General features: G+C 45.4%; 11 protein-coding genes. 7 read left to right on the top strand and 4 right to left on the bottom strand.

Going from position 1 to position 13414, the window contains the following annotated elements; genetic code table 11:
- The first annotated feature begins 54 nt into the window (after positions 1–54).
- Complete coding sequence (locus FRZ54_RS09790) at positions 55–276, top strand: hypothetical protein (protein WP_147031433.1); 222 nt, start codon at positions 55–57, stop codon at positions 274–276.
- Positions 277–304: 28 nt separating this feature from the next.
- Entirely contained in the window at positions 305–520 is a 216-nt protein-coding gene (locus FRZ54_RS09785; protein ID WP_147031432.1) for a hypothetical protein, read from the top strand.
- Positions 521–602: 82 nt separating this feature from the next.
- Here the strand turns inward: FRZ54_RS09785 and FRZ54_RS09780 are convergent, their stop codons facing one another.
- Positions 603–830 (bottom strand): hypothetical protein, encoded by a 228-nt coding sequence (locus FRZ54_RS09780; RefSeq protein ID WP_147031431.1) that lies wholly within the window; start codon positions 828–830, stop codon positions 603–605.
- A 202-nt stretch (positions 831–1032) separates the two neighbouring features.
- On the opposite strand from FRZ54_RS09780, the gene FRZ54_RS09775 reads away from it, so the two are divergent.
- Genes FRZ54_RS09775 through FRZ54_RS09760 form a run of 4 tightly spaced genes read left to right on the top strand, consistent with a single transcriptional unit; the run spans position 1033 to position 4949 of the window.
- Positions 1033–1917, top strand: coding sequence for a universal stress protein (locus FRZ54_RS09775; protein WP_147031430.1), 885 nt, complete (start codon positions 1033–1035; stop codon positions 1915–1917).
- A 1-nt stretch (position 1918) separates the two neighbouring features.
- Positions 1919–3016: an efflux RND transporter periplasmic adaptor subunit gene (locus FRZ54_RS09770; RefSeq protein WP_147031429.1), complete on the top strand. Its 1098-nt coding sequence runs from the start codon at positions 1919–1921 to the stop codon at positions 3014–3016.
- Between the two features lie 2 nt (positions 3017–3018).
- A complete protein-coding gene (locus FRZ54_RS09765) occupies positions 3019–4272 on the top strand; it encodes an ABC transporter permease (RefSeq protein WP_228462675.1) in 1254 nt (417 codons plus the stop codon).
- A 5-nt stretch (positions 4273–4277) separates the two neighbouring features.
- Positions 4278–4949, top strand: coding sequence for an ABC transporter ATP-binding protein (locus FRZ54_RS09760; RefSeq protein ID WP_147031427.1), 672 nt, complete (start codon positions 4278–4280; stop codon positions 4947–4949).
- Positions 4950–5020: 71 nt separating this feature from the next.
- Here the strand turns inward: FRZ54_RS09760 and tsaD are convergent, their stop codons facing one another.
- The gene (gene tsaD, locus FRZ54_RS09755; RefSeq protein ID WP_147031426.1) at positions 5021–6022 is read right to left on the bottom strand and encodes a tRNA (adenosine(37)-N6)-threonylcarbamoyltransferase complex transferase subunit TsaD; all 1002 of its coding nucleotides are present in this window, start codon (positions 6020–6022) and stop codon (positions 5021–5023) included.
- A 182-nt stretch (positions 6023–6204) separates the two neighbouring features.
- Between tsaD and FRZ54_RS09750 the strand changes: the two genes are divergently transcribed.
- The gene (locus tag FRZ54_RS09750; RefSeq protein WP_147031425.1) at positions 6205–10686 is read left to right on the top strand and encodes a translocation/assembly module TamB domain-containing protein; all 4482 of its coding nucleotides are present in this window, start codon (positions 6205–6207) and stop codon (positions 10684–10686) included.
- On the opposite strand, the gene FRZ54_RS09745 is transcribed toward FRZ54_RS09750, so the two are convergent.
- Both FRZ54_RS09745 and FRZ54_RS09740 read right to left on the bottom strand, forming a co-directional pair.
- Positions 10683–11885, bottom strand: coding sequence for a bifunctional 3,4-dihydroxy-2-butanone-4-phosphate synthase/GTP cyclohydrolase II (locus FRZ54_RS09745; protein ID WP_147031424.1), 1203 nt, complete (start codon positions 11883–11885; stop codon positions 10683–10685). The genes FRZ54_RS09750 and FRZ54_RS09745 overlap by 4 nt on opposite strands.
- A gap of 100 nt (positions 11886–11985) precedes the next feature.
- Complete coding sequence (locus FRZ54_RS09740) at positions 11986–13410, bottom strand: LptF/LptG family permease (RefSeq protein ID WP_147031423.1); 1425 nt, start codon at positions 13408–13410, stop codon at positions 11986–11988.
- Positions 13411–13414 lie beyond the last annotated feature (4 nt).

Below are 13414 nucleotides of genomic sequence, written 5' to 3'. Positions count from 1 at the left end.
ACTATTGGTTAATATTTATCTACATTTAATAAACCAAACTTTAAACCGATAATTATGAAAAACCTATCAAAACCAGCCAGCAAACTCACCCTCAAGAAAGAATTAAGCAGAAACGAGATGAAACAGGTTACAGGCGGCTCAACGCAACAGACGTATTGCGATGGGTACGACAGGAATGGTTATAATCCATTCCCTGTTGCGGGTAGCATGCCTATTGGCTGCATGCCGGCATATTGCCCTAATGCTCATCACGGTGCTTTTTTATACTGCGCATAAATTCACAAACAATTAAAACCCATTTATTATGAAAAAGAAAATTAACACTACAGGTAAACTAAGCCTGAAAAAAGAGTTGACAAAAGCAGAAATGAAACAAATTGCAGGCGGCGTTGGCTACACTCAAACTTATTGCAGCGGCGGCTGGGCAGGTCCGTTCCCGGTTGCAGGCAGCAGCCAGATAGGTTGCCAGCCAGCCTATTGCTCCGCTACGGGGCACGGTACTTTCCTATATTGTGCATGATAATATCTTCGAAGAAATAAGAAAGGCCGCATAATACGGCCTTTCTTATTTATGTCGCTATCGAATAGCAAACATGTATGTGTTACTTCGTTGAATCCACATGTGGCACGGCGGTGCCTGACTGTTCCATCTTTTGTTTATTGGCCTGCTCGCGGGTAAGATAGGTATATACAATGCCTGCCACCACTAAAACTACCACCACAATAATGCCGGTGATCCCTTTACGCTTATCCTGGCGCATGAGCCAGATCAAAAAAGCTACAAGGGGCAGTACGAATACCGAAAAGAAGATGATTGACGGAACGCTCAATTAATTATTGATTTAGTGAATTATTATTTAATGAATGGAACTGCAAAAGTATGAATAACCCCGACAATCGGTAAATCAATCGTACAATAATTCAGCTGGTCAAAATATACTACCTGACCACCGTCAGGCTTCTTTATGATAAACCTCATTTTTTGACCGTCGCTGTTTGTTCAACTTTACGCTGTTAAATTAAAGGAATAGCATGAAGACGATAGCCGTACTGACCGATTTCTCTGCAAGGGCAGAGCATGCAGCAAAATATGCCTTACACCTGGCCAAAAAGGTGAAAGCCAACATCCTGTTGTACAACACCTTTCTCGTTCCTTCAGACACGCCCCTGGCAGCCCAGGTGGCATGGCCAATGGTTGATTATAACGAGGTAAAGAGCGACGCTGAAAAAACACTTAAAGCACTGGTGAAGAAACTTGAGGGCGAATTGAAGGAGGATCATTTTCCCGGGACTTTCCTGCCTGCAATATCCTATCAATGTGATGAGGGTTCCATCGCGAACAATATTACCGGGCTCGAGGAAAATGGTGATATTTCTTTATTAGTGCTCGCTACTCATGGTTCGGATGAAATATCAGCCTTTATGTTTGGGAATAACTGCCGCCAGGTAATCGGTGCGGCCAACACCCCGGTGCTTATTGTGCCGGAAAAAACGCCTTTAAGCAATATAGAAAAAATTGCCTTCGCCACCGACATTACATATACCGACGTAGAGTATGTAAAATCGTTGTCCAAACTGGCAGAAAAATTCGGTGCAGAAATAACCATAACGAACGTCAATCCGGACAACCCGCTTGATAGCGAGCACAATGCAGCTGTTCGCCTGTTCATGGATGATATCGGGCACGACGTTGATTACCAGAAAATAACGTTTAAAAGCGTTCCCGGCAGTAATGTAAAAAAGGGTTTGGAATGGCTGATCGAAAATATTAAGTTTGATATGCTTGTAATGGTACACCGGAAAAGCACGATGTTCGAGTTATTATTCAGACCAAGCGTAACGAAAAAAATAGCCGGCCGGGTTGATATACCTTTGCTGGTTTATCCTTACCCTGCGGTCTCTATTCCCTTAATTTGATATGACCAGAGCCTTCCTTTTTGCTGCCGCAATATTGATAACAGCAGGCTGCAGCAGCACCGGGACCATTCATCCGCAGAAAAAAAACATTATTGAAACGGCATATGCGTCAGGCAAGATCATGGCCGACAGTGAGTACACCGTTTATGCGTTGAACCCTGGTACGGTCATCAAAAAGCTTGTTAAGGAGGGCGATGTAGTAAAAAAAGGCGATGTGCTTTACCTGATCAACAGCACCGCACAGGCGGCAAAATTGGATGCGGCAACATTATCCTATCAAACCGCACTACAAAACCTATCGCCCGATTCGAGGATATTGCGCGACCTTAAGCTGACGATGCAAAATGCCGCCATCAAATTCAGCAACGACTCGCTGCAATATACACGGCTTAAAAATTTGTGGGAACAAAATGTGGGAACCAAGAGCGCGTTGGATAATGCACTGGTAATGTACCGCACGTCGCTAAACGATAAAAGATCGGCCAGCGAAAAATATTATTCAACCATTAACGATCTCAACATCGCACTAAAAAACGCGCAAAGCCAGGTTGCCACGGCGCAAAACGATCTTAATAACTACATTATCCGCGCCGAAAGTACCGGTACGGTTTACCAGATGCTAAAGGAAAAAGGTGAGGCGGTACGTGCAAACGAGGCCCTTGCGTTGTTAGGAAAGTCGTCGGACAGGCTGATACGCCTGTCGATAGATCAGCAGGATATAGACCGGGTAAAAGCGGGGCAGGAAGTTTTGCTTAAGACCGATGCTACCGGCGATAAAATTTTCCAGGCCAAAATCATCCGCCTGTACCCTACTATGAATGAAGCCGACCAGACATTCCGTGCTGATGCTGTGTTCAGCGGGAGTGACAGCCAGCCTTATATACATACCTCGGTAGAGGCCAATATAATCATCCGGCGCAAGCAGCAGGTTTTAGTTATCCCCAGCAAGGTTTTACTAAGCGGCGATAGTGTAAAAGTGAAGCAGGATGGCCATGTAAAAACCATCGCGATAAAAACCGGCATCCGCACGCTTGATGAAGCAGAGGTTTTAAGCGGTCTTGATGAAGCATCGGAAGTTGTTGTACCAACGGCCAAATAGCCATGCTTGTAGATAGCCTCATAGCAAAAAGGCACCTGATGGCCAATAAAAAGCAAACGCTGGTAGCGATGCTCGGCGTTACTTTCGGCATTGCCATGTTTATCCTTATGATCAGCTTCATGGTGGGTGTAAACCAGTTTTTGGAGGATACGATGCTATCGTCTACACCTGACATTCACATCTACAACGACATCAAAACGGACTACTCCGTATCCATCGCGGGAGAATACTTCGGCGATAAAAACTCATTGGTTATTGTTCATCACCCAAAGCCAAAACAGGTTAAACTTAACATAAAAGATGCCGCCGGCATTATCAGCAACCTGCTAAAGGACCCCGATATAACGTATGTATCGCCTTTCCTTAGCACACAAGTGTTTTACAATTACGGCCCGGTACAGATCAACGGCTCCATCGAAGGCGTCAACATAGCTGATGAGGCCAAGATATTTGACCTGGCCGGCAAAATGACAAGCGGCACACCCGAAAACCTGTTGAGTTCGGATAAAGGCATCATTATGGGTCGCGGCCTGGCCGATAAACTTAATTTGAGTATGGGTGATATGGTTAAGCTTACAACCCCTACCGGAACCACGATGAGCTTTAGGGTCGTGGGTCTGTTCGCTATTGGCATAAGCACTATTGATAATACCCGCAGCTATGTGAACCTGGCCAATGTACAGCAATTAATGGGCGAGGACAGAAACTACATTACCGATATCAACATAAAGCTGCGGAGCAACAAACTGGCCCGTGCTAAAGCAAGGGATCTGGCGAAAAAATACAATTACAAATCGGACGACTGGGAAACTGCCAATTCATCGGTTATGGCATCCAATATCGTGCGTGATACGCTGACATACGTGGTAAGTTTTACTTTGCTGGTAGTAGCGGGGTTTGGTATATACAATATCATGAACATGACCATCAATAACAAGATGAAGGATATTGCGATATTAAAGGCGCAAGGCTTTGCGGGGAAAGACATAGTTCAGATATTCCTGAGCCAATCGTTGTTCATCGGAATTTTTGGGGCCATAATGGGCGAAATACTCGGTTTTATGTTGTCGTATGCACTGTCGAGGGTACCATTTCCGGCAAGTGACTTTATCGCGCTTAAATATTTCCCGGTAGTATTCCGGCCCACGCATTATTTTTTCGGGCTGATGTTTGGCGTTATAACTCCGCTCGTAGCGGGTCTTATGCCATCGCTTAAAGCATCTAAAGTAGACCCAGTTGCCATACTAAGAGGATAGTGGAGATGAATATAGCACTGCAAGTTGAAAACCTGAATAAACACTTCCGCGAGCCGGAGGATTTCCACGTTTTGCAGGATATATCATTTACCGTAAACAAGGGCGAATTTGTGCCTATAATCGGCAAATCAGGCTGCGGAAAATCTACCTTGCTGTATTTACTAAGCACACTTGATACAGATTATACCGGTAAGATCAGCATCAATGGCACGCCGGTAACTGGTAAGAGCCAAAACGAACTTGCCCGTTTCAGGAATGAGCATATCGGGTTTGTATTCCAGTTCCATTTTTTACTGCCCGAATTTACTGCACTCGAAAACGTGATGTTGCCGGCCATGAAACTTGGCAAATGCACCAGGGAAGAGATTGAGGAGAATGCTATGCAAAAGTTAAAACAGCTGCAGATGGATAATTTCGCCCATAAGCCCTCAAGCAAGCTATCGGGTGGGCAACAACAGCGTATCGCCATAGCCCGTGCCCTTATCAATAACCCCGCTATAATTATGGCCGACGAACCCACAGGCAACCTGGATAGTGTGAACACGGGTTTGGTTTTCGATATTTTTAAGGATCTGTCGCACAACAAGGGCATTACTATATTAACAGTAACACACGATCTCGACTTTGCAAACGGCGCCGACCGCGTGATAGAAATGGCCGACGGCAGAATTAAATAGTTATTGATTTGTTGAATTATCGAATTACTGACTAACCAGCTAACAGACTCAATAAATCAATAATTCAACAATCAAAACGGCATCCGTGCCAAAGGGGCCACGTCCTGTCCCACGAAATCACTTTTGAGATATTTATAATACCCGGCTATGGCTATCATAGCGGCATTATCGGTGCAATATTGAAATTGGGGAATAAAGGTATTCCACCCCATCTCTTCGCCCAATTGTTTTAGTCCCTGGCGTAGCCCTGTATTTGCCGAAACCCCTCCGGCTAAAGCAACATTTTTGATCCCATATTGCAGGGCGGCCTTTTTTAACTTATTGAGCAATATTGTTACGACTCGCTTTTCGACCGAAGCACAGATATCGTTGATGTTTTCAGCAATGAAATTCGGGTTGGCGGCTACATTGTCCCTTATGAAATACAAGATCGCTGTTTTCAGGCCGCTGAAACTAAAATCGAGCCCCGGTATCTGCGGCTCGGGGAATTGGTAAGTATCCGGATCACCGAGACGGGCATTCTTGTCAATCAACGGCCCGCCGGGGTATGGCAGACCAAGTATCTTACTTGTTTTATCCAATGCTTCACCGGCGGCATCGTCGGTTGTTTGTCCTATGATCTCCATATCGAAATGATCCTTCACCAAAACGATCTGCGTGTGCCCGCCCGAAACCGTGAGGCACAGGAAAGGAAACGACGGTTTTGGCTCGTCGATAAAATGCGCCAGCACGTGCGCCTGCATATGGTTTACCTCGATAAGGGGTATGCCCTTTGCCAGCGCAAAGGCTTTGGCAAATGAAACGCCAACCAGCAATGAGCCAAGCAAGCCAGGGCCGCGGGTGAAAGCGACAGCATCTATATCGTTTTTGTTAATTTTTGCGTTAAGTATTGATTGCTGTACCGCTGGAACGATATTTTGCTGATGAACACGCGATGCCAGTTCGGGCACCACGCCGCCGTAAGCTTCGTGTATTGTTTGATTGGCGATGACATTGCTTAAAATAGCCCCATCAACACAAATGGATGCTGATGTTTCGTCGCAGGATGATTCGATTCCGAGTATTACTGGCACGTTAAAATTTAGTATGACAAAAAGCTGTGGCCCAATAAACTTCGGCTCCTGTTTGAAGTCGAAAAAATCGTTAATATGTTAAAAAAGTAAAACAGATTATCCGTTTTTGAATTTTACCTTTGGGCGTTTAATTTTTTGGGGACAAAGTTATTAAAAAACTATTTAAAATACTGCTGGGTTTTGTGCTGGTGATACTGCTGTTGTTCAGCATTGTGTTGCTGGTTTTCCAGTATAAACCCGTGCAAACCTGGGCCGCCAGAAAAGTAGCCGCATCCCTGTCGGACAGTCTTCATACCAAAGTCAATATTAACAGCCTGTATTTTAAGCCATTCACGTCCGTGGTACTCGAGGGCTTTTATGTACTTGATAAAAACAAAGACACCCTCATCAACACCCCTAAACTAGAGGTTGCCATAAATGGTTTCACACTTTTTAGCAGCATCAAAAAGAAGCGTCTGGACCTTAGCCTCATCCAACTTGACAACGCGTCGGTATACCTCAAAAAACAAAAAGACGGGAACAGCAACCTGAAATTCATAATCGACTACTTTAGTTCGCCGCCTGATACCACCAAAGTAAAAAAGCCGGGCAAACCCTGGACCATTGATTTTGAAAAGATCGTACTGAACAATTTACATTTCCGGTACAGGAACCAGAACGTGGATACGCTGATGCGCCAGGTAAATTTTGATGACATAGATGTAAAAAACTTCAGCGCCGATATCCGCGACATGGATATAGTTCATCATATTTTTAAAGGGGATATCAGGAAACTAACGTTAAAAGAAGATAAGAGCGGCTTTTATTTAAAAGACTTTGTCGGGCGCGCAACCATCGACACCAACGAGATAGTAGTGCGCGATATGCATATTCAAACGGCACATTCGGATCTGAAGAACTATTTCCGGATGAAATTCAAATCATTTGACGATTTTGACCATATCGAGGACCGCGTTTACATGGATGCGGATTTTAAAACATCGGAAATATCCTCAAGTGACATAGCATACTTTGCCGACGGCTTAGACAAGACAAAGTTCGACCTGGGGCTCGACGGCAGGATACGCGGGCGTGTGAACGACCTGCGGACGGAAGACCTGTTAATAACCGGGGGGCAGGCCACTTATGTAAAAGGCGACTTTAACATCAAAGGATTACCCGATTGGAACAACACCTTCATGGAGCTAAATTTTGAGCAGGTTGCCACCAATAAAAAGGACCTGGATTTTCTTTACAGCAATTTCAGCGGGCAACCGAGGGCCAAAGTGCCTGATATTATTGCGAAATTTGGCGAAATAAGCTTCAAAGGGAAGTTCACAGGCTTGCAAAACGACTTTGTAGCATTTGGCACCTTCAAAACAGCGCTTGGCCGGTTTGATCCGGACCTGAACCTGAAAATAAGCAGGAAAGGAACGCCATCGTACAGCGGGAAAATAGCTACTTCAAATTTTGACCTTGGCAAACTGCTTGAAACCGACATTGTCGGTCGTACCAGCCTTACGGCCAATGTGAAGGGCAGCGGCGACGACCTGAAAACCCTGAATACCAAACTGAACGCCCAGATAAGTCACATCCGCTTTAAGTCGTACGATTACAGCAATGTTACCTTTAATGGCTCGCTGATAAAAGAAGTTGCCAAAGGCGAGCTAACCATTAACGACAGGAATATTGAACTGGATGCCAATGGCAGTGTCGATCTGGACTCGAAATTGCCCGCATATAACTTCGCCGCCAACGTTAACAATGCGAACCTGTATGTGCTGAAACTGGCTAAGGATACGATCACCATGAGTGGTAATATCAAAACTGATTTTGCCGGTAATACGCTAAATAACACGGAAGGAAAATTCCTTTTATCCAATCTCAGGATAGTCGATCCGCGTACTAACTACGTTGTTGATTCGGTGTACCTGGCGGCCAGTGGTATTGGCGACAACAGGGAGATCGTCCTGAAATCTGACATGGCGGATGGCAGCCTGAAGGGAAATTACGACCTCGCCACGCTTCCCTCCTATTTTAAAACTATTATCAAAAAATATATCCCATCGCTAAAAACTGACATCGTACCGCCCAACACGCAAAATTTTACGTTCAACCTGCAGGTTAAAAATATTGATCCCTTCCTGGCTTTTTTTGTATCGAACCTGAAAGTGCCCGACAGGGGAACATTTATAGGTCAGTTCGATTCGGAAAAGAAGACAGCGGTATTTAACGGGTATGTAAAGACCATACAATTGGGCAGTACCGTTTTCCACGATCTTATTATAGACGAAAGCACCAACAACGATTACCTGGGGCTGAACTTATCGTTAAGCAGCATCAACATAACGGACAGCCTGATCATCAAAAATATTGATGTGACGAATTTTCTGAAAAAAGACAGTCTCAACTTCAACATAAAGCTGGCTGATAAAGACGCTGCAAACCAGCTGGACCTTTACGGACTGGTGCAATTTGCGCGGGATACAACCGCCCGCCTGAAGATACTGCCTTCGGATGTAATACTGGAACATCAAAACTGGCGCATTGATAACCAGGTGAGGATAAGATTATTGGATGGAAAGACACAGATATCCGGGTTTGAACTGGCAAACGGGAATCAAAAGGTGAAAATAAATGGGTTTGTGTCGGACGACCCGGCAGATAAGCTGAAGGTGGAGTTTGATAAATTCAGCATGACTACCCTCGACCAGCTTACCAAGGCAGCAGATGTAAAAATGAAGGGGACGTTAAACGGGGATGTTGTTTTAACCTCGTTAACAAAGGCTCCGACGTTCAACTCGCACCTGGCCATCGATTCGTTCACGATGAACAAAACGCTGATAGGTGATGTTAAAATTGTTTCGGCGCTTGACAGTAACCGCACCAGGGCCAATGTGAACATGAACATTGTAAACAGGGGGCTGAAAACAATGGATGTAACCGGCTCCTACCTGCTGGGAAAGAGCAGTGATGAATCGCTAAACTTTGCGCTTAAGATGAATCAAAGCGAAGCGATCATATTTGAACCGTTTGTAAAGGACCTGGTATCGAACCTGAAAGGCACGATTTCTTCGGATCTGAAACTGACGGGATCGCTGGCTGACCCACAGTTGAACGGAAGCGTCACCCTTGAAAATACCGGCGTAACTGTTAATTATTTGAAAACGGCATACACGGTAAATAATAAGCTGAATGTCGCGAACAGTGTTATCAGTGTTGATAACATGGTACTAAAAGATATAAAAGGTGGCGAAGGTATTGCAAACGGTAAAGTTGACCTGAACGACCTGTCGAACCCTGACATCGAAGTTCAACTGGAAGCAAATAACCTGATGGCGTTGAATACAACGTTCAAAGACAATCACCTGTACTTTGGAACGGCCTATGCAACCGGGAGCTTTAATTTTAGCGGCCCTACCGACAATATGAATATCGATATCAAGGCAAGGACGAATGCCGGTACCGTATTTAACATCCCATTGAATACATCCTCGACAGCCGAGGACTATGAATTTATACATTACGTTACCCCAAATGATACTGCAAAGGCCGTAAAAGGCCCCAGAGCGTTTCATGGCATTACGCTTAATTTCGACCTGAGTGTTGATGAGAAAACAACGGTAAAGATAACCACCAGCTACGGTAAGCTTGAAGGCACAGGTGTTGCGAACAACTTAAAACTGAACATCAGCAGCCTGGGCGATTTTAACATGTATGGCAACTACCTGATTACAAACGGCAAATTTGAATTTGTCGCCAAAGATGTGGTAAGTAAAAATTTCCAGGTAACGCAGGGCGGCACTATCCGGTGGACGGGAGACCCGACCAATGCAGAGATCAACATGCACGCTATTTACGAAGTAAGGACAAATGTGCAGCCTTTGTATGTCGCGGCAGGACAGACCTCAAATTCGGCAAAAGCAAATGCTACGGTTGTGTTGGTGCAGGCCGAACTTATACTGACAAAATCGTTGTTGCTGCCTGTCATAGATTTCGATTTTACCTTCCCCACGGACCCGGGCATAAAGGATGACCTGGGAACCTATCTTAATGATTATAATAACCGTAGTCAGCAGGCATTGAGTGTAATTGTAACCAGGAACTTTTCATCGGGAACGGGAAATTCGCAATTCACAAACCAGGCACTCACGAGCGCCGTAAATGAGCTGTTTTTTACCAAGCTGAATTCGCTCATAGCGCATTCAAACGCTATCAGGAACCTCGACCTGAACATCCGTTCTTTTAATGATGCCAGCGCAACCGTACACCTTTTGCACGACCGGGTTGTATTAAGCGGAAGTCTTTATTCCAATACCGACCAGAGTGGCCAATTATTTTATAACTCGTCAAGTTTGTTTAATTCGAATTTTAACAATTTGTCGAAAGACTTTAGCGCACAATACCTGATACTTAAAAACGGCAGCCTGAATGCACGGTACTCTTACAGGATACTCAATACTTCGCAAACCAATTTCGATCTGTCGAGCGCCCAATATGTGAATGCGCTGGGTTTGATCTACCAGCGCGACTTTGACACCTTCGGAGAGTTTATAAGAAACATTTTCCACCCAGGCAAAAAGCGCCCCGTAAATCCATTACCCGAGCCGAAGATCACCCCATCGACACCACCGCCACCCACGCCCACAGATAATGCAAGCGCAAAAGCATCAGATGGTAATTAATGATCGAGCAAAATGGTATGATCCATTTTATCGCGCTTGGTTTTCAGGTAAGCCTCGTTGTGCGGGTTTGGCGTGATCTCGATCGGGACATTATCTACCACTTCGAGCCCGTAACCAACCAACCCTGCCCTTTTCTTGGGATTATTGCTCATCAGGCGCATTTTTGATACGCCGAGGCTACGCAATATCTGGGCGCCAATGCCATAGTCGCGCTGATCCATCTTGAAGCCAAGCTTAAGATTGGCCTCTACGGTGTCCAAACCGTTCTCCTGCAAGTGATAGGCCTTTAGTTTATTGATAAGGCCAATACCGCGGCCCTCCTGGTTCATGTAAACTACTACGCCCTTGCCCTCTTCGCTTATCATCTGCATGGCCTTGTGTAACTGGGGCCCGCAATCGCAGCGGCAGGAGCCGAAAATATCGCCGGTAACGCAGGAACTATGCACACGCACCAGCACAGGTTCATCAGGCTCCCACGATCCCTTAACCAGCGCCAGGTGATGTTCGCCGGTATCCAGCTGGGTGTAGGCTATCATATCGAAATCGCCCCATTGGGTGGGCATTTTGACGGAAATCTCTTTATGAATGAGTGTTTCAGCGGTGAGGCGGTATTCGATCAGGTCCTTGATAGAAACTATCTTCAGATCAAAATCCTTAGCCATCTGTAAAAGATCGGGCAGGCGCGCCATTTCGCCGTCTTCCTTTACTATCTCGCAAATAACGCCGGCGGGCTCAAAACCGGCCAGTACTGCCAGGTCGATAGCAGCCTCGGTGTGTCCTGCCCTGCGCAATACCCCACCATCCTTTGCGATCAGCGGGAAAATATGCCCGGGACGGCCCAGGTCAGACGGTACGGTAGCCGGATCGATAAGTGAAAGCACCGTTCGTGAACGGTCAGACGCCGAAATACCGGTTGTGCACCCTGCCAGCAGGTCGACAGAAACCGTAAAATTAGTTTCGTGCGAGGTTGTATTGTGGCTCACCATCAGGTCGAGCTCCAACTCCTGGGCACGCTGCGCCGTAACCGGGGCGCAAACAAGCCCCCTGCCATGGCGTATCATGAAGTTTATAGTCTCGGGAGTTGCATTATGCGCGGCGGTCAGGAAATCACCTTCATTTTCGCGGTCCTCATCATCAACTACTATTATTGTTTTGCCGGCTTTTATGGCCTCAATGGCTTCCTGTATGGTATTTAGCATTACTCTGGTATAAACTGTATTAGAGGTATTTTTACAAATTTAACCTATCTGCAATCCATTTACGGTCTATTATTTGTAAAAGTTGCTTAAGCGCCTTTTATCATTGTTCATTCCTTCTAACCAACCTGTTAAAAAATTTCTTATACACTTCCATATCGAACAGGGCCGAATCGTTCGCCGCTTTGTACGACAGGAACAAGCCTATCGGCGTAAGCACCAGGATGGCTATCCACATGCCAACGAACGGCGAAATATCCCCGTCCTTTACCGATTTTTCGCCAATAGTTGATATGATGTAATAGATAAGGAAGAATATTACCGAAACCACTACAGGCATACCAAGCCCGCCCTTACGAATAATGGCGCCCAACGGGGCACCGATAAGGAACAAGGCTATACAAGCGGCGGATAAAGTAAATTTCTTCTGGTATTCCACGTCAAAGCGGCGCAGGCTTTTGAAAGTTTCCTTATAAAAATCGGCCCGGTTCTTAATAATATCCTGTAGCGAACGCACTTCGTTGGAAGCATTGGAAATCGCGGCCAGTTTTTGGTTCATGCTAAGCCCGTCGAGTGAGTTTTTTTTGTTGAAAGCTACATATTTTATACCGGCAGCGCTTTTTTTAGGTATGGTACAATATTTTATATAAGGGCTTATCAGTTTATAATTGACGCTAAGCGCGCTATCGGCCTGCCGTTTGGTCGAATCGCCAAAATATTTTAACTGCTTCAGGTCCATCATTTGTACAGCCTGCCGGAAGAGGTTCTCGTCGGTACGGTGCAATTTCATAAATGAAAGATCGAATATCTGTTCGGTCTCTTTGAAACGGAAACGGGTAAAGCGTTGTCGGTCCTCCAAGCCTTTGTCACCTGTAGTTTCGTCGTACCTTACACCATCTTTAAGTTTTAATATCAGGAACTGGTTATCAGGGGTACGATACATTAACCCCTCTTTGGCCAGCAGTACATTCAGGTTGTTATCCGCCTGATTTTTGGTGTATATCATTACACCATGCAACGTTTGCCCATCGCGGTCCTTGCGGCTTACGCGTATAGAATAATCGGGAAATGAGTTACTGAATACGCCTTCGGGTAACAGGCTGGCTGATTTTTGCTGACGGACATCATACAACAGGGAGTAATATTTGCGATTGGCAACAGGCAACATATTATCCGAAAATATAAATGCCGCTATACTGAGTATAGCCACCACGACAATCATGGGATACATAGCCCTGCGCAGTGATATACCTGCGGCCTTAATGGCAACCAGTTCATAGTTTTCGCCCAGGCTACCATAAGTCATAATGGACGACAGCAGCACTGATAATGGCAACGCCATGGCTACGTTGGTGGCCGAAGCATACATCATCAGCTGAAGAATAGTGTACCACTCAAATCCTTTGCCGATAAGGTCGTCGATGTACTTAAACAGGAATAACATCAGCAACACAAACATCACAATACCAAACGTGACGGCGAACGGCCTGATAAAAGATCTAAGGATTAAAAGATGAATTTTCTTCACGATG

It is taken from the genome of Mucilaginibacter ginsenosidivorans, assembly GCF_007971025.1.
Taxonomy (GTDB): Bacteria; Bacteroidota; Bacteroidia; order Sphingobacteriales; family Sphingobacteriaceae; genus Mucilaginibacter; species Mucilaginibacter ginsenosidivorans.
The sequence above is the reverse complement of the archived record's forward strand: the minus strand, read 5'-3'. Positions and strand labels throughout refer to the sequence as shown.

Excerpts from the sequence above, each read along its gene's own strand:
- FRZ54_RS09790 (WP_147031433.1), top strand. The coding sequence starts at position 55 with ATGAAAAACCTATCAAAACCAGCCAGCAAACTCACCCTCAAGAAAGAA.
- FRZ54_RS09785 (WP_147031432.1), top strand. The coding sequence starts at position 305 with ATGAAAAAGAAAATTAACACTACAGGTAAACTAAGCCTGAAAAAAGAG.
- FRZ54_RS09775 (WP_147031430.1), top strand. The coding sequence starts at position 1,033 with ATGAAGACGATAGCCGTACTGACCGATTTCTCTGCAAGGGCAGAGCAT.
- FRZ54_RS09770 (WP_147031429.1), top strand. The coding sequence starts at position 1,919 with ATGACCAGAGCCTTCCTTTTTGCTGCCGCAATATTGATAACAGCAGGC.
- FRZ54_RS09765 (WP_228462675.1), top strand. The coding sequence starts at position 3,019 with ATGCTTGTAGATAGCCTCATAGCAAAAAGGCACCTGATGGCCAATAAA.
- FRZ54_RS09760 (WP_147031427.1), top strand. The coding sequence starts at position 4,278 with ATGAATATAGCACTGCAAGTTGAAAACCTGAATAAACACTTCCGCGAG.
- FRZ54_RS09745 (WP_147031424.1), bottom strand. The coding sequence starts at position 11,885 with ATGCTAAATACCATACAGGAAGCCATTGAGGCCATAAAAGCCGGCAAA.